Source organism: Denitratisoma sp. agr-D3 (assembly GCF_054658675.1).
The window spans coordinates 150877-165074 of record NZ_BAAGIA010000004.1 but is presented as its reverse complement, the minus strand read 5'-3'; the positions used below and the strand labels follow the sequence as shown (position 1 = coordinate 165074).

The 14198-nt window shown below is 64.9% G+C and carries 17 protein-coding genes; 15 read left to right on the top strand and 2 right to left on the bottom strand.

Annotation, left to right across the window (positions count from 1 at the left end; translation table 11 throughout):
- Nucleotides 1-28: 28 nt before the first annotated feature.
- The 10 genes from ACYQ2U_RS12625 (at nucleotide 29) to ACYQ2U_RS12580 (ending at nucleotide 9318) form a co-directional block, all read left to right on the top strand.
- Entirely contained in the window at nucleotides 29-910 is an 882-nt protein-coding gene (locus tag ACYQ2U_RS12625) for a branched-chain amino acid ABC transporter permease (protein ID WP_459950733.1), read from the top strand.
- Nucleotides 907-2601: a branched-chain amino acid ABC transporter ATP-binding protein/permease gene (locus ACYQ2U_RS12620; RefSeq protein ID WP_459950732.1), complete on the top strand. Its 1695-nt coding sequence runs from the start codon at nucleotides 907-909 to the stop codon at nucleotides 2599-2601. The genes ACYQ2U_RS12625 and ACYQ2U_RS12620 overlap by 4 nt, the downstream gene beginning before the upstream one ends.
- On the top strand, nucleotides 2601-3314 hold the full coding sequence (locus tag ACYQ2U_RS12615; protein WP_459950731.1) for an ABC transporter ATP-binding protein: 714 nt from the start codon (nucleotides 2601-2603) through the stop codon (nucleotides 3312-3314). The genes ACYQ2U_RS12620 and ACYQ2U_RS12615 overlap by 1 nt, the downstream gene beginning before the upstream one ends.
- Before the next feature lie 103 nt (nucleotides 3315-3417).
- The gene (locus ACYQ2U_RS12610; protein ID WP_459950730.1) at nucleotides 3418-3996 is read left to right on the top strand and encodes a hypothetical protein; all 579 of its coding nucleotides are present in this window, start codon (nucleotides 3418-3420) and stop codon (nucleotides 3994-3996) included.
- A gap of 91 nt (nucleotides 3997-4087) precedes the next feature.
- Nucleotides 4088-4573 carry a hypothetical protein gene (locus ACYQ2U_RS12605; RefSeq protein ID WP_459950729.1) on the top strand — a complete coding sequence of 162 codons (486 nt, stop codon included), beginning with the start codon at nucleotides 4088-4090 and terminating at the stop codon, nucleotides 4571-4573.
- A gap of 355 nt (nucleotides 4574-4928) precedes the next feature.
- Nucleotides 4929-6128, top strand: a complete 1200-nt coding sequence (gene coxB / locus ACYQ2U_RS12600; protein WP_459950728.1) for a cytochrome c oxidase subunit II — start codon at nucleotides 4929-4931, stop codon at nucleotides 6126-6128.
- Between the two features lie 10 nt (nucleotides 6129-6138).
- The gene (ctaD, locus tag ACYQ2U_RS12595) at nucleotides 6139-7734 is read left to right on the top strand and encodes a cytochrome c oxidase subunit I (RefSeq protein WP_459950727.1); all 1596 of its coding nucleotides are present in this window, start codon (nucleotides 6139-6141) and stop codon (nucleotides 7732-7734) included.
- A gap of 1 nt (nucleotide 7735) precedes the next feature.
- Nucleotides 7736-7861 (top strand): hypothetical protein, encoded by a 126-nt coding sequence (locus ACYQ2U_RS12590; protein WP_459950726.1) that lies wholly within the window; start codon nucleotides 7736-7738, stop codon nucleotides 7859-7861.
- Between the two features lie 9 nt (nucleotides 7862-7870).
- Entirely contained in the window at nucleotides 7871-8440 is a 570-nt protein-coding gene (locus ACYQ2U_RS12585; RefSeq protein ID WP_459950725.1) for a cytochrome c oxidase assembly protein, read from the top strand.
- Nucleotides 8437-9318 (top strand): cytochrome c oxidase subunit 3, encoded by an 882-nt coding sequence (locus ACYQ2U_RS12580; protein ID WP_459950724.1) that lies wholly within the window; start codon nucleotides 8437-8439, stop codon nucleotides 9316-9318. The genes ACYQ2U_RS12585 and ACYQ2U_RS12580 overlap by 4 nt, the downstream gene beginning before the upstream one ends.
- Here the strand turns inward: ACYQ2U_RS12580 and ACYQ2U_RS12575 are convergent.
- Nucleotides 9313-9501: a twin transmembrane helix small protein gene (locus tag ACYQ2U_RS12575; RefSeq protein ID WP_459950723.1), complete on the bottom strand. Its 189-nt coding sequence runs from the start codon at nucleotides 9499-9501 to the stop codon at nucleotides 9313-9315. The genes ACYQ2U_RS12580 and ACYQ2U_RS12575 overlap by 6 nt on opposite strands.
- Here ACYQ2U_RS12575 and ACYQ2U_RS12570 point away from each other — a divergent pair.
- Genes ACYQ2U_RS12570 through ACYQ2U_RS12550 form a run of 5 tightly spaced genes read left to right on the top strand, consistent with a single transcriptional unit; the run spans nucleotide 9500 to nucleotide 12959 of the window.
- Nucleotides 9500-10279, top strand: coding sequence for an SURF1 family protein (locus tag ACYQ2U_RS12570; RefSeq protein ID WP_459950722.1), 780 nt, complete (start codon nucleotides 9500-9502; stop codon nucleotides 10277-10279). The two genes, ACYQ2U_RS12575 and ACYQ2U_RS12570, sit on opposite strands and share 2 nt — an antisense overlap.
- On the top strand, nucleotides 10276-10800 hold the full coding sequence (locus ACYQ2U_RS12565) for a hypothetical protein (RefSeq protein WP_459950721.1): 525 nt from the start codon (nucleotides 10276-10278) through the stop codon (nucleotides 10798-10800). The genes ACYQ2U_RS12570 and ACYQ2U_RS12565 overlap by 4 nt, the downstream gene beginning before the upstream one ends.
- A gap of 9 nt (nucleotides 10801-10809) precedes the next feature.
- Nucleotides 10810-11724: a heme o synthase gene (gene cyoE / locus ACYQ2U_RS12560; RefSeq protein ID WP_459950720.1), complete on the top strand. Its 915-nt coding sequence runs from the start codon at nucleotides 10810-10812 to the stop codon at nucleotides 11722-11724.
- Nucleotides 11724-12716, top strand: a complete 993-nt coding sequence (locus ACYQ2U_RS12555) for a COX15/CtaA family protein (RefSeq protein ID WP_459950719.1) — start codon at nucleotides 11724-11726, stop codon at nucleotides 12714-12716. The genes cyoE and ACYQ2U_RS12555 overlap by 1 nt, the downstream gene beginning before the upstream one ends.
- A gap of 33 nt (nucleotides 12717-12749) precedes the next feature.
- The gene (locus ACYQ2U_RS12550) at nucleotides 12750-12959 is read left to right on the top strand and encodes a hypothetical protein (protein WP_459950718.1); all 210 of its coding nucleotides are present in this window, start codon (nucleotides 12750-12752) and stop codon (nucleotides 12957-12959) included.
- Nucleotides 12960-13022: 63 nt separating this feature from the next.
- On the opposite strand, the gene ACYQ2U_RS12545 is transcribed toward ACYQ2U_RS12550, so the two are convergent.
- The gene (locus ACYQ2U_RS12545; RefSeq protein WP_459950717.1) at nucleotides 13023-14111 is read right to left on the bottom strand and encodes a DUF484 family protein; all 1089 of its coding nucleotides are present in this window, start codon (nucleotides 14109-14111) and stop codon (nucleotides 13023-13025) included.
- Nucleotides 14112-14198 lie beyond the last annotated feature (87 nt).

Sequence of the window (14198 nt, the reverse complement as noted above, 5' to 3'; positions counted from 1 at the left end):
GCCTGAGCCCACCGGCCGCCGTCCAACCATGCTTGCCCAGCAGTTGCTGAACGCCCTGACCCTGGGCAGCGTCTATGCCCTGTTCGCCCTGGGCTTCACCCTGGTATTCGGCGTCTTGGCGGTCATCAACCTGTCCCACGGCGCCGTCTTCATGGCCGGCAGCTACGCCGCCCTGGTGCTGGTGACCCAGTTGGACTGCTCCCTCTGGCTGGCCCTGCCCGCTGCTGCCCTGTTCAGCGGCCTCCTCGGCCTGTTGGTGGACCTGCTGGTGCTGAAGCCGCTGCGGGCCCGCAATGCCCCCCACCTGATTCCCATGATCGCCACCATCGGCGTCGGCATCATGCTCACCAGCAGCGCCCAGGGCCTGTTCGGTGCCGAGATTCGTCGTTTCCCCGAGGAAATCCTGCCCGCCGCCGATTTCGTCATCGGCGACATCCACGTTCGTGCCCTGGAACTGGCCATCGTCGCCATCGCCTTCCTGCTCATGGCGGTGCTGTTCACCGTGCTCAAGCGCAGCCAGCTGGGCCGCGCCCTGCGGGCCATCGCCGAATCGCCCAAGGCCGCCTGCCTGCTGGGCATCAACGTCGAAGCCTTGTTCCACGTCACCTCCTTCGCCGCCGCGGCTCTGGGCGGCGTGGCCGGCGTGCTGATCGGCCTCGACTTCAATGCCATCACGCCCCAGATGGGCCAACCCATCCTGCACAAGGGCATTGCCGTCATCATCCTCGGCGGCATGGGCGACATCCGTGGCGCTCTCATCGGCGGTCTCTTTCTCGGTTTTGCCGAAGTCATCAGCAAGGCCTACCTGTCCAGTCAGATGGGCGATGCCGTGGCCTTCGGCCTGCTCTTCCTGATCCTGCTAATCCGCCCCTCGGGCCTGTTCGGCCGGGTATTGGAGCGCAAGGCATGATCTGGCTTGCTGACTTCTGGGCCACCTACAGCACGCTGGTGTTCAGCGTCGGCGTACACATGCTGCTGGCCCTGTCGATCTTGCTCACCCTCTCCTGCGGCCTGCTGTCCCTGGCCAACGCGGCTTTCATGGGGATCGGCGCCTACGTCTCGGCCCTGCTCACCCTCAATGCCGACTGGTCCTTCCCGGCGGTGCTGGCCGCCGGCGGCATCGCTCCGGCCCTGGTGGCCCTGCTGATCGGCGCCCCGGTGCTGCGCCTGTCCGGCGTCTATCTGGCCATGGCGACCTTGGCCTTCGGCGAGGTGGTGCGCATCACCGTACTCAATCTGGACATTACTGGCGGGCCGGAAGGTCTCAACGGCATTCCCCTCGCCACCGAGGGCTGGCACATCGCCCTGCTGCTGGCCCTTACCGTCTATGGTCTGACTCGCCTGCGCCGCTCCCGCATCGGCCGGGCCTTCGAGGCCATCAAGGAAGACGAAGTGGCCGCCCGGCTGATGGGCATCCCCGTGGATCGCTACAAGCTGCTGGCCTTCGTTCTCGGCGGCTTCATCGCCGGCATCGCCGGGGCACTGAATGCCCACTTCACCTTCTTCATCAGCCCCCGGGAATACGGCTTTGAAGCGGCGGTAGACATCCTCACTATGGCCGTCCTCGGCGGCACCGGCAGCCTGCTCGGCCCCGTGCTCGGTGCCGGCATCCTCACCCTGCTACCGGAACTGCTGCGTTCCCTCCACGACTTCCGTTCTTTGGTGAATGGGGCCGTGCTGGTGCTGGTGGTGCTGTTCCTGCCTAAAGGCATTGTCGGCGGCGTACGCCGGAAAACACTAGGCACGGCATTGGGCCTTGAAGCTGACCTAGCCGCAGGAAGGGCCGAACAGCACGCGACCCGCGAAGCGCAACAACCCGATACGGCAGCCCCTTCCGCCCCCCTGCTCTCCATCCGCAACCTGGGCAAGCACTTCGGCGGCCTCCATGTCCTCCACGACGTGAGCTTCACCGTTCCCGCCGGCAGCATCTACGGCCTGATCGGGCCCAATGGCGCCGGCAAGACCACCGTGTTCAATCTGGTCACGGGCCTGCTGCCGCCCAGTGCCGGACAGATCGACTTCCAGGAGCAGAACCTGGTGGGCAAGGCACCCCACGCCATCACCCGCCAGGGCGTCGCCCGCACCTTCCAGAACATCCGCCTGTTCAAGGAAATGACCATCCTGGAAAACGTCATGGTGGGCATGCACGCCCACCTGACTTACGGCGCCCCGGCCCTGCTGCTGAACACGCCGGCTTTCCGCAAGACCGAGCAACAGGCCCGCCAACGGGCCTACGAACTGCTGACCTGGGTGGACCTCCACGCCAAGGCCGACCAGGTGGCGGACAACCTTTCCTATGGCGACCAGCGCAAATTGGAATTCGCCCGGGCCCTGGCCACCGAGCCCCGCCTGTTGCTGCTGGACGAACCCGTGGCCGGCATGAACCCGGCCGAAAAAACCGCCCTGATGGCGGAAATCCGCGCCATCCGCGACCGGGGCTACAGCGTTTTCATGATCGAACACGACATGCGCTTCGTCATGGGCCTGTGCGACCGCATCGCCGTGCTCAATTTCGGCCGCATCATCGCCGAGGGCACGCCGGAGGAAATCCGCAACAACCCCGAAGTGATCGAAGCCTATCTGGGTAAGGAGGACGAGTAATGAGCGTCATCCTCCGCGTCCAAGACCTTGCTGTGTCCTACGGCCACATCGAAGCGGTGAAGGGCCTCACCTTTCACCTCAACGACGGCGAGATAACCGCCCTGGTGGGGGCCAACGGCGCCGGCAAGAGCACCACCCTGCTGGCCCTGTCTGGCCTGCTCAAGCCGGGCCGGGGCAAGATCGAATTTAACGGCGAGGACATCACCCGCCTGCCACCCCACGAGCGGGTCAAGCGTGGCCTGGTGCAGGTGGCCGAGGGCCGCGCCATTCTCACCACCCTGACCGTGGCGGAAAACCTGCTGCTGGGCGCCTACACCCGCCAGGACAAGGCCACCATCGCCGCCTCCCTGGAAGAGGTCTATCACCTCTTCCCCCGCCTCAAGGATCGGGCCGAACAACTTGCCGGCAACCTGTCCGGCGGTGAGCAGCAGATGCTGGCCATCGGCCGCGCCCTCATGGCCAAACCCCGGCTGCTGCTGCTGGATGAACCCTCCATGGGCCTGGCACCGCTGATGGTGCAGGAAATCTTCCGCACCCTGGTGCAGATCAACGCCGGCGGTCTGCCGGTGATGCTGGTGGAACAGAACGTCAAGCAGGCCTTGAAGATCGCCCGCCACGGCTACGTCATCGAAACCGGCAGCATCGTCCTGGCCGATGCCGGAGACAACCTGCTGCACAATCCCAAGGTGCTGGAAGCCTACCTGGGCACCTGACACCTTGCCGTCAGGATGAACGGCGTATGCTCATACGTCATCATCCCGTTTTCGATTGCGATGACCCCTTTCCTCCCTGCCACGGCAATCCGCTGCTGCACTCATGGGCACTAGCCAACGCCGCATCCTGGGCGACCCCATTCCCGATCACCCCCTGCTCAAGGGCAGGAAGGAGCTCGGTCGCGGCGAAAACACCATCGTCGTCGAGGGCGACACGGTGCGGGGCCAGGAGCGGGTTTTCAAGATCCTCTCCTCGCCGACCGACTACGCTTTCTTCACCGCCAAGGACCGGCCCCGTGGCCCCCACTTTCCCGTCGTCTTCGGCGACCACGGTGTCGCGGGCATGTCCAGCCACGGCCACCCCTTCCACATCATCGAGGTGGAACGGCTGTACCCCCTGCCCGGTAGCGGCCAGGCCGCCGAGCTGGCCACCAAGATCAGCAGCGCCTATTTCGACGCCTGCCGGATGTGGAGCAGCCTCGGTCACGAAATGGGCCTGATCGCCCTCTACCATCTGGCCGCGACACCCATGGGCTGGAGCGATGCCATGAAGCAGTCCCTCAAGGCGCTCGAGGAATTCAGCGAAGGCTACGGCGCCCTGCCCGACCTGATCAAGGCCGACAACCTGATGATGCGCAAGGACGGCACCCTGGTCTTTTCCGATCCCGTATTCATGGGCTGAGCCCCTGCCCTGTTACACTGCCGCCCCGCCTCGCCCGGCGGCAACGCCGGCCCTGCGCCACTGCCCATTTCCTGAAAGACAAAGGTTCCCGATGCACCCGACCCATGACGTGGATGTCGTCATCCTGATGGCCACCACCCTCTGTTCCAAACGCCGCCCCGCCCGTTTGGATGAGATCGTTGCCGCCGCCGACATGATTCAGGGCTTCATCCCCTACGAGTCGAAACTCCACGGTGCCTTCATCCGGCTCTCCACACACGGGCTGATCTGTGCCGCCGGGGATGGCTATACCCTCACCCCCGCGGCGCAAACCCTGCTGGCCTCCCTGCCGCGCAAGGGCAGCACGGAGGAACATATCGCCCTGCTCAAGGAAAAGGTCGTCGCCTATTACCCCTACCGCCAGCAAGAGGCCATCGAACTCACCGCAGCCCAGATCACCGATGCACTGGTGGCCCACAAGGCCGTCAAGAAAACCCCGGGCGACAACATGCTAATGCCCAAGGCCGAAGCCGACCGCTATTTCAAGGTGGACGGCCGCTGGCGCAAGGCCCCGGCCAAAGGGACCCGCAAGCACTAAAGCGGCATCGGTGGCGATATCGCCGTCGCTCCGGTGCCTCTCCCCAAGCCCGCAGTCAGTTCCTTCTTTCTCCTCCCTGCTTGGGCAAACCCCTCGCCCGTCACACATAGCGGTCGCCTAAACACGCGGTGCCGTGCCGCTTCCAGGGCACATACCTCGATGTTTATTTGCCGCCCGCCGGCGCCATTCTTTTCACCGGCACTTCCCGATCTCGCGAAAATACGTTAGATTTAAAAATAACCAGCTTCGATTAAGTCACATCACATCTGGTCACCCTGATGACACCCAGGGTATCAAGTGGCCATAGAGCCATCCCCGCAATGCGTAACACCCGTAAAACGCTTCGGAGGATTGCATGAATCGCAGAGAGACTGTGCAACACAGCCGGTGGCCCCTTGGCCGCTTGGCAACACGCCTTTTAGGTGCCGGCCTTTTACTTCCGGCGCTCCCCGCCCTCGCAGAGTACAAGTTCAACTTCCCGGAACCCGCCACCCCCATGGCCCGGGACACCTTGCACATGCACAACCAGTTCATGCTGATCATCACCGTGCTGTTCGTGGTGGTGTTCGCCATCATGGTCTATTCCATGATCAAGCATCGCAAGAGCCAGGGGGTCGAGCCAGCGAAGTTCACCGGCCCCACCGGCAAGCTGCAATGGTTCTGGGTGCTGGTCCCCTTCGCCATGCTGCTGTTCATCGACTTCATCCTCATGGGCATCCCCGCCTTTCACGCGGTGATCGAAATGGAGGACACCCAGACCAAGGCCGACATGGTGCTCAAGGTCACCGGAATGCAGTGGAAGTGGCAATACGAATATCCGGACTCCGGCATCAAGTACGTCTCGGCCCTGGCCACGCCACGGGAACAGATCGAGAACCAGGCGGACAAGGGCGAACACTATTTGCTCGAAGTGGACAATCCGGTGGTGCTGCCCGTGGGCAAGAAGGTGCGGGTGCTGATCACCTCCACCGACGTGATCCACACCTGGTGGGTGCCCCAGTTCGGCGCCAAGCGCGACGCCATTCCCGGCTTCCTGCGGGAAACCTGGGTCAAGATCGACCAGCCGGGCATCTACCGCGGCCAATGCGCGGAACTCTGCGGCAAGGACCACGGCTTCATGCCGGTGGTGGTGCAGGCGGTGACCGAGCCCGAATACGCCGCCTGGGTGGAGAAAAAGAAAGCGGAGCAGGCCGCCGCCGCCAACAGTTCCGACCGCACCTGGAGCAAGGACGAGCTGGTGGCCAAGGGCAGCGAGGTCTATGCCAAGAACTGCGCCGCCTGCCACCAACCCAACGGCCAGGGTCTGCCGCCGGCCTTCCCGGCCCTGGCGGGCAGCAAGGTGGTCAATACGCCACTGCTCTCCGCCGACGGCAAACTGGTCCCCGACTCCCATGTGGCTCGGGTATTGAACGGCAAGCCCGGTACGGCCATGCAGGCGTTCAAGGCCACCCTGTCCGACGTCGAGCTGGCAGCGGTGATCACCTTCGAGCGCAACAGCTTCGGCAATACCCAAGGCGACATGATCCAACCCGCCCAGATCAAGGCCCTTCGCTAGGAGACGGCTCATGAATACCGCAACCATCGCCCACGACGGCCACGCCCATCACCATGAGCCCAAGGGCCTGATGCGCTGGCTCACCACCACCAACCACAAGGACATCGGCACCATGTACATGACCTTCTCCCTGGTCATGTTCTTCCTCGGCGGCCTGATGATCCTGCTGGTGCGGGCCGAGCTGTTCCAGCCCGGCCTGCAATTCATGCACCCCGAGTTCTTCAACCAGCTCATCGGCAACCACGCCCTGGTCATGATCTTCGGCGCGCTGATGCCCGCCGCCACGGGCTTCGCCAACTGGCAGATCCCCCTCATGATCGGCGCCCCGGACATGGCCCTGCCCCGGCTCAACAACTGGGGCTTCTGGCTGTTGCCACCGGCGGCGCTGATGCTGACCCTGCCCTTCGTCCTCGCCCTGTTCGGCGTTGGCGACGGCGCCCTGGCCACGGGCTGGACCTTCTACGCACCCCTCTCGGTGCAGGGCGGCATCGGCGTGGACTTCGCCATCTTCGCCGTGCATATCCTGGGCATCAGTTCCATCATGGGCTCCATCAACATCATCGTCACCATCTTCAACATGCGTGCCCCGGGCATGACCCTGATGAAGATGCCCCTCTTCGTCTGGGGCTGGCTGATCACCGCCTTTCTGTTGGTGATCACCCTGCCGGTGCTGGCCGGCGCCGTGACCATGCTGCTCACCGACCGGCATTTCGGCACCCACTTCTTCAACGCTGCCGGCGGCGGCGATCCCATCCTGTTCCAGCACCTGTTCTGGTTCTTCGGCCACCCCGAGGTGTACATCCTGCTGCTGCCGGTCTGGGGCCTGATGCCCCACGTGCTGTCCACCTTCACCCGCAAGCCCACCTACGGCTACAAGGCCCAGGTCTATTCCTTCATCGCCATCGGCGTGCTGTCCCTGGTGGTGTGGGCGCACCACTTCTTCACCGCCGGCATGCCGGTGCCGGCCCTGCTGTATTTCATGTACAGCACCATGTCCATTTCCCTGCCCCTGGCGGTGCTGTTCTTCTGCTGGATCGCCACCATGTGGCGCGGCGCCATGACCTTCGAGACGCCCATGCTGTTCGCCCTCGGCTTCATCGTGCTGTTCGGCATCGCCGGCCTCACCGGCCTGGTGCTGGCCGACGTGGCGGCGGATGCCCAGTACCACCACAGCTACTTCGTCGTCGCCCACTTCCACTATGCCCTGTTCACCGGCGGCATCATGGGGGTGATGACCGGGGTGTACTACTGGCTGCCGAAATGGACCGGCCACATGTACGACGAAAAGCTGGGCAAGCTGCACTTCTGGCTCACCGCCATCAGCTTCAACTTGACCTTCATGCCCCAGTTCTTCCTCGGCCTGGCCGGCATGCCGCGGCGGATTCCCGACTACGCCCTGCAATTCGCCGAATTCAACGCCATTTCCACTATCGGTGCCTTCATCCTCGGCTTCTCCCAACTGCTCTTTGCCTGGAACATCTGGCGTTGCATCAAGGGTGGGGAAAAGGCCCAGGCCAAGGTCTGGGAAGGCGCCGAGGGGCTGGAATGGGAACTCTCCTCGCCGCCGCCCCACCACAGCTGGGAAACCCAGCCCACGGTGCGCTGAGATGATGACGGCCCAATTCACGCCCCAGGAGCTGGTCCGCCGACGCCGCCTGGCCGGCCGCATCGCCTGGGTGTTGTTCGCCGTCGCGGCCCTGCTCTACGGCCTCGGCTTTCTGATTCCGCGCTGAGTCCGCGTCATGAGCACCGCCCTGCCCCCCGCCCCCTCGCCCCTGGGTCGCCACCGCGCCCTGGTGGCGAAGCTGGTGGGCCTGACCGCCGTCAGCTTTGCCTTCGGTTTTGCCCTGGTGCCCTTCTACGACACCCTGTGCAAGGCCGTGGGCTTCAACGGCAAAACCCTCAAGGATGCTGTCGCCGCCAAGGATGTGGCCCCACTCCAGGTGGACGCCGCGCGCACCCTCACCGTGCAATTCACCGCCACCCTGATGCCTGGCCTGCCCTGGGAAATCCGACCCCTGGAGCCGGTCATCGACCTGCATCCGGGCGAGATGCGCACCACCCGGTTCCTGGTACGCAACATCTCCCACCAGACCGTCGTCGGCCAGGCCGTCCCCAGCGTTTCCCCGACCCAGGCGGCCTTGAGCTTCCAGAAACTCGAATGCTTCTGCTTCCGCCAACAGACCATGGCCCCCGGCGAGGCGAGGGAAATGCCCCTGACCTTCGTCATCCATCCCGACCTCGACCGGAACATCCGTGAACTGACCTTGGCCTACGCCTTCTTCCCTGCCCCCCCAGGAGAACAACGATGACCTCCCACAGCCACCACGCCAGTACCGCCGGCCAGCATTACTTCGTCCCGCAGCCGAGCATCTACCCCGTCATCCTGGCGGCCAGCATGTTCAGCCTGGCCCTGGGCTTCATCCTCAAGATGAACCACTACAGCCCCGGCGCCTGGATCATGACGGCGGCGGCGGCAGCCATCATCGCCGTGCTGTTCAAGTGGTTCGGCAAGGTCATCTACGAAAACCAGACCGGGGCCTACAGCGACTGGGAGGACCGCTCCTTCCGTCACGGCATGATCTGGTTCATCGGTTCCGAAGTGATGTTCTTTGCCGCCTTTTTCGGCGCACTGTTCTACACCCGCAACATTTCGGTGCCGGACCTGTTGTCCATGATGGCCAACCACGGCACCTCCCTCTACCCGGACTACCAGGGCAGTTGGCCCCTGTCCGGCGCGGGCCCGAAAGGCCCGAGCTTCACCCCCATGGGCGCCTGGGGCCTGCCGGCCATCAACACCGCCCTGCTGCTCACCTCCGGGGCCACCCTGACCTGGGCCCACTGGGGCATGCTCAAGAACCGCCGCGGCCAACTCACCCTCGGCCTGGCGCTCACCGTGCTACTGGGTGTGCTGTTCCTCTGCTGCCAGGGCTGGGAATATCACCACGCCTACACGGAACTGGGCCTGACCCTGGGAGCCGGCGTGTACGGCGCCACCTTTTTCATGCTCACCGGATTCCATGGTTTCCACGTCACCCTCGGCGCCATCATGCTGGCGGTGATCCTGGCCCGGACCCTGGCGGGGCATTTCGACGCCGAACGCCACTTCGCCTTCGAGGCGGTGGCCTGGTATTGGCACTTCGTCGATGTGGTCTGGCTGCTGCTGTTCGTGCTGGTGTATTGGCTATGAATGCTGGCGCAACCAAAACGCCAGGCAGAGGCCGATGAACAGGGCGATGGACAGGGAAATCCGCACCGTGAGGGCCTTGGCCACCCGCGAACCGGCGCCCCGATCCCGATAGACGAAGAATAGTCCCGAGAACAGGCTGAAGACGATTCCCAACAGCATGAGCACCACCAGCAAGGTATACATGACGAGCGCGCTCCGTAAAGGACTGGACCGATTCTGCGCCGCCAGCCCCTTCCAGGGCAAGCGTTTCGCACCCCGCTGGTGGAGCATTCCCTTGGTGGCGGCCTGCGTGGCCCTGTTCGTCCATCTTGGACAATGGCAGCAGGGCAAGGCCGAGCGCAAGCAGGAGGCGCAGGAACGCTTGGCGCAGCAGGTCCATCGCGGTCCCATCGCCCTGCCCACCATCCCCCTCGCCCCGACCGACCTGGACGCCCTGAACTACGCACCGGTCACGGTGCGAGGACGCTTCGAGCCAGAACGGCAGTTCCTGGTGGATAACCGGGTGTACCAGGAGCGAGCCGGTTACCACGTCATCACCCCGCTGCACCTGGCCGGCTCCGATCTGCGTTTGCTGGTGAACCGGGGCTGGATACCCGCGGCCGCCGATCATCGGGATATTCCGCCCATCACCACGCCAGGGGAAGAACTGACCCTGAGCGGTATCGCCCTGGTCCCCGGCCAGCGCTTCTTCACCCTCGGCGCGGAGCCGCCCCAGGGGGCCGGCATCCCCTGGCAGGTACTCTGGCAGAACCTGGACCTGGCCCGCTTCCAGGCTGCCGTGCCCTATCCGGTACACGGCCTGGTGCTGCAACTGGACGCCAGCGCGCCCGCCGGCTTCGTGCGCGACTGGCCGCGTCCCGACGAGCGTTGGGAAAAACACCTATCCTATGCCTTGCAGTGGTACGGCTTCGCGGTCTCGGCCCTGTTGATCTGGTTCTTCATGGGATGGCAACGGCGATGAACAAAAGCACCCGCACCCTGCTGCTCATCGTCGGTCTGCTGGTTTCCCCGGTGGTCGTCGCCAGCGTCCTTTACCTGTCCGGTTGGCAACCCGGCGGACAGCCCAATGGTGAATTGTTGCAACCGGCGCAATCACTGACCTTGCCCGCCGAACTGATCAACGACCGATGGATGTTGGTGGTGGCCGGCAACGGCCCGTGCACGGCCCAATGCGAAAAACTGCTGGAGGAAAGCCGTCGCGTCCACGTCGCCCTCTACAAACAGATGCCCCGCGTCGCCCGGCTCTGGCTCAGCGACGACGCCAAGGCGATCGCAGCGGACGGGGCAAGGCTGAAGCAAGCGCAGCCGGATTTGCTGAGCGCCGCCCTGCCCACCTGGGGAGAGCGTTCGGACAGCGCCACGGATCGGCGTTATCGCCTGTACCTGATGGACCCCAAGGGGCGCTTGGTCATGCGTTACCCGGTGGACGCCGCCCCCAAGGGAATTCTCAAGGACCTGGAACGCCTGCTGCGCTATAGCTAGGAGCATGTCATGAACCGCACCGCCCCCACCCATACCGCCCATAGCCCCCTCGCTCTCCCGCCCCTGCGACTCAAGCTGGCCGCCTTTGTCGACCAATGCAAGCCGAGGGTGAACAGCCTGATCGTGTTCACCGCCATGATCGGCATGTTGGTGGCCGCCCCCGGTTGGCCCTCCCTGACACGGCTGCTGTTCGCCAGCGTCGGCATCGCCCTGGTGGCCGGGGCCGCGGCGGCCATCAACTGCCTGGTGGAACGCACCATCGATGCCCGCATGGCCCGCACCCGGGCCCGTCCCCTGCCCCAGGGGCTGATCTCGCCGGCGGAAACCCTGACCCTGGCCTGCCTCACGGGCGGCCTTGGTCTTTGGCTGTTGGGCAGCGCGGTCAACGCCCTCACCCTGTGGCTGACCCTGGCCACTTTCCTCGGCTACGCCATTGTCTATACCCTGCTGCTCAAGCCCAACACCCCCATGAACATCGTCATCGGCGGCGCCTCGGGCGCCATGCCGCCGGTGCTGGGGTGGGCCGCCATGACCGGGGAAGTGAGCCTCACCGCCCTGGCCCTGTTCCTCATCATCTTCCTGTGGACGCCGCCCCACTTCTGGGCCCTGGCCTGCTACCGGCGCGACGAATACGCCGCCGCCGGCCTCCCCATGCTGCCCGTGACCCACGGCGTGCCCCTCACCTGCCTGCACATCCTGCTGTACACCGTGCTGCTGGCGGCGGTGAGCTACCTGCCCTTCACCCTGGGCGCCACCGGACCGATCTACGTCGGCCTGGTGACCTTGCTCAATCTGCGCTATCTGGCGGTGGCCTGGGATCTCTGGCGTCGTTACTCCGATGCCGCCGCCCGGGCCGCCTTCCGCTGGTCCATCGTCTATCTGACCGGCCTGTTCGCCGCTCTGTTCGCCGACCGGCTGATCTGATGATCAAAAGCGACACCCTGCCCATCGCCCTGGCCCTGTTGCTGGCTTTTTGCGTCATCGCCCTGGGCGCCTACGTGCGCCTGTCCGATGCAGGCCTGGGTTGCCCCGACTGGCCCGGTTGCTACGGCCACCTAACCGTGCCCAGCGCGCCCCAGGAGCATGCCGCCGCCAGCGCCGCCTTTCCCAACAAGCCCGTGGAGGCCCACAAGGCCTGGAAAGAAATGGTGCATCGCTACGCCGCAGGCACCCTGGGCCTGCTGATCCTGGTCATCGCCCTGTCGTCCTGGCGGCGCCACAACCGGCGCCGTCATTCCCCCTGGGTGCCCAGCCTGCTCTTGCTGCTGGTGATCGGCCAGGCCCTGCTGGGCATGTGGACGGTCACCCTGCTGCTCAAGCCCGCAGTCGTCACCGCCCACCTGCTGGGGGGCATGAGCATCTTCGCCCTGCTGCTCTGGTTGTTCTGCCGGCGCAACATGGCATACGGCGACCGCGACCACGGCTCCCTGCACCGCTGGACCCTGGCCGCGATGGTGGTGGTGCTGGGCCAGATCGCCCTCGGCGGCTGGGTCAGCAGCAACTACGCCGCCCTCATGTGCGACGACTTTCCCTCTTGTCGTGCCGGCCAATGGCTGCCAGAGGCGGACTTCGCCCAGGGCTTCCAACTACGTCGGGAACTGGGCCATACCGCCAGCGGCGAATTGCTGCCCACCACAGCCATGACCGCCATCCATCTGGCCCATCGGGGCGGTGCCCTCGTCGTCTGCCTGACGGTGGCCGGCCTGGCCCTGGTCCTACGCCAGCATGGCGCCCTGCGCGCAGTCGGCAACGCCATGCTGGCGGCCCTGGCCCTGCAAATCGGTTTGGGGATCGGCAATGTGCTGGGCGGATTGCCGCTGCCGCTGGCCGTCGCCCACAATGCGGGAGCCGCCCTGTTGCTGGCCACCCTCACCATCGCCGCGGCCCGGCTCTGGCCCCGGCGCGGCTGGAGCTAGAATCCGGGCTTCCTGTTTTTCCGCCGCTCCGCTTTGTCCGCCACCGAAACCCGAGACGACACGCCGCTCGACATCCGCTGTCCGCGTTGTCTTCACTACTACATCACCTTCGATCCGGGGTTTCCCTACGGTTGCCGCGCCCTGGGCTTCAAAAGCCGGACCGCGCCAGAACGGGAAGTGGTTGCCGCCTCGGGCATGAGCTGCCAGTGCTTCACGGAAAAGCCGCCCGCCAGGCGACGCTAGCCGGCTAACGGCAATAGGACGTCACGGCTAAACGGGACAAACGGAACTAAGGCGCTGAGCGGCTCAGAGCGCCACCACCCGGTTGCGGCCGCCACGTTTGGCCTGATAAAGGGCCTGGTCGGCGGTGGCGATCATCTGGGCGGATTGTTCTTCGGCCCGGGCGCCGGCCTTGACCGGCGGCAATACCGAGACGCCGATGGAGGCCGTGACCACCAGGGGCGCCTCGCCGGCCATGGGCTCGAAGCAATGGGCGGCGATGGCGGCGCGGATGCGCTCGGCGATTTCCTTGGCGTGGGCCAGGGAAGTCTGGGGCAACAGGGCGACGAACTCTTCGCCGCCGTAACGGGCCAGCACATCGCAGGAACGCAGCATCAGCTTGATGACGCTGGCCACCTTGCGCAAAGCTTCGTCCCCGGCCTGATGGCCGAGACTGTCGTTGATGTGCTTGAAATGGTCCAGGTCGAAGAACATGCACGCCAGGGGAGAACCGTTGCGTCGGGCCAGGGCCACTTCTTCCAGGCAGCGGCTTTCGAAATAGCGCCGGTTGTTGATGCCGGTCAGCACGTCGGTCAGCCCCACCGATTGGAGCCGTTCGTGGTTGAGGGCGTTTTCCAGACAGATGCTGGCAATGGAGGTGAGCCGTTCGAGGAAGTCGGTGCTGTCGTCGGCGCTGAACCGGTCCGCGCTGGCGCTACCGAGGTGAAGGCCGCCGATCAACGTGTTCTGGCGCAGCAGGGGCAGCAAAGCCACCGAGGCTAGTTCGGCATGGGGCGGAAACTGCTGGGCGGCCCGCCCCGGGTCGTAGGGCCCCAGACAGGGACGGTTGCGGGGATACAGGGAGGAGAAGGAGGAGGCATCCTCCAGCAGGCACAGGCCGGGGAAAGGCATGCGCCCGGCGCTTTCCTGCTCCAACAGTCGGGTGATTTCGTACTCGGGATCCACCAGCAGCAAGGCCATCGCATCGAGGCGGAAAGCCTCGCGGAAGTCCTTCAGCAGGAACTGGATCAATTCAACCAGGGAGCGGATGCCGATCAAGCGGCGCTCGATCTGGTCGAAACGCCGCAGTTTTTCCTCGTTCTGCCGCGCTTTCGCCAGCAACGATTGCAGCTGCTGGCGCAAGTAGAGGTTTTCGACGGTCAGAGCGTTATCCATGGGATCACGGCACAAGGCAGTGACGTCATGGTAGCCGAGGGGTTCTGGAGGAGGTGTGACTTTTGTGACGTAATGGCGACGATATTT

Coding starts and splice junctions, on each gene's coding strand:
- ACYQ2U_RS12620 (WP_459950732.1), top strand. CDS start 907: ATGATCTGGCTTGCTGACTTCTGGGCCACCTACAGCACGCTGGTGTTC.
- ACYQ2U_RS12575 (WP_459950723.1), bottom strand. CDS start 9,501: ATGTATACCTTGCTGGTGGTGCTCATGCTGTTGGGAATCGTCTTCAGC.
- ctaD (WP_459950727.1), top strand. CDS start 6,139: ATGAATACCGCAACCATCGCCCACGACGGCCACGCCCATCACCATGAG.
- ACYQ2U_RS12585 (WP_459950725.1), top strand. CDS start 7,871: ATGAGCACCGCCCTGCCCCCCGCCCCCTCGCCCCTGGGTCGCCACCGC.
- ACYQ2U_RS12615 (WP_459950731.1), top strand. CDS start 2,601: ATGAGCGTCATCCTCCGCGTCCAAGACCTTGCTGTGTCCTACGGCCAC.
- ACYQ2U_RS12605 (WP_459950729.1), top strand. CDS start 4,088: ATGCACCCGACCCATGACGTGGATGTCGTCATCCTGATGGCCACCACC.
- ACYQ2U_RS12570 (WP_459950722.1), top strand. CDS start 9,500: ATGACGAGCGCGCTCCGTAAAGGACTGGACCGATTCTGCGCCGCCAGC.
- ACYQ2U_RS12565 (WP_459950721.1), top strand. CDS start 10,276: ATGAACAAAAGCACCCGCACCCTGCTGCTCATCGTCGGTCTGCTGGTT.
- coxB (WP_459950728.1), top strand. CDS start 4,929: ATGAATCGCAGAGAGACTGTGCAACACAGCCGGTGGCCCCTTGGCCGC.
- ACYQ2U_RS12590 (WP_459950726.1), top strand. CDS start 7,736: ATGATGACGGCCCAATTCACGCCCCAGGAGCTGGTCCGCCGACGCCGC.
- ACYQ2U_RS12555 (WP_459950719.1), top strand. CDS start 11,724: ATGATCAAAAGCGACACCCTGCCCATCGCCCTGGCCCTGTTGCTGGCT.
- cyoE (WP_459950720.1), top strand. CDS start 10,810: ATGAACCGCACCGCCCCCACCCATACCGCCCATAGCCCCCTCGCTCTC.
- ACYQ2U_RS12625 (WP_459950733.1), top strand. CDS start 29: ATGCTTGCCCAGCAGTTGCTGAACGCCCTGACCCTGGGCAGCGTCTAT.
- ACYQ2U_RS12545 (WP_459950717.1), bottom strand. CDS start 14,111: ATGGATAACGCTCTGACCGTCGAAAACCTCTACTTGCGCCAGCAGCTG.
- ACYQ2U_RS12610 (WP_459950730.1), top strand. CDS start 3,418: ATGGGCACTAGCCAACGCCGCATCCTGGGCGACCCCATTCCCGATCAC.
- ACYQ2U_RS12580 (WP_459950724.1), top strand. CDS start 8,437: ATGACCTCCCACAGCCACCACGCCAGTACCGCCGGCCAGCATTACTTC.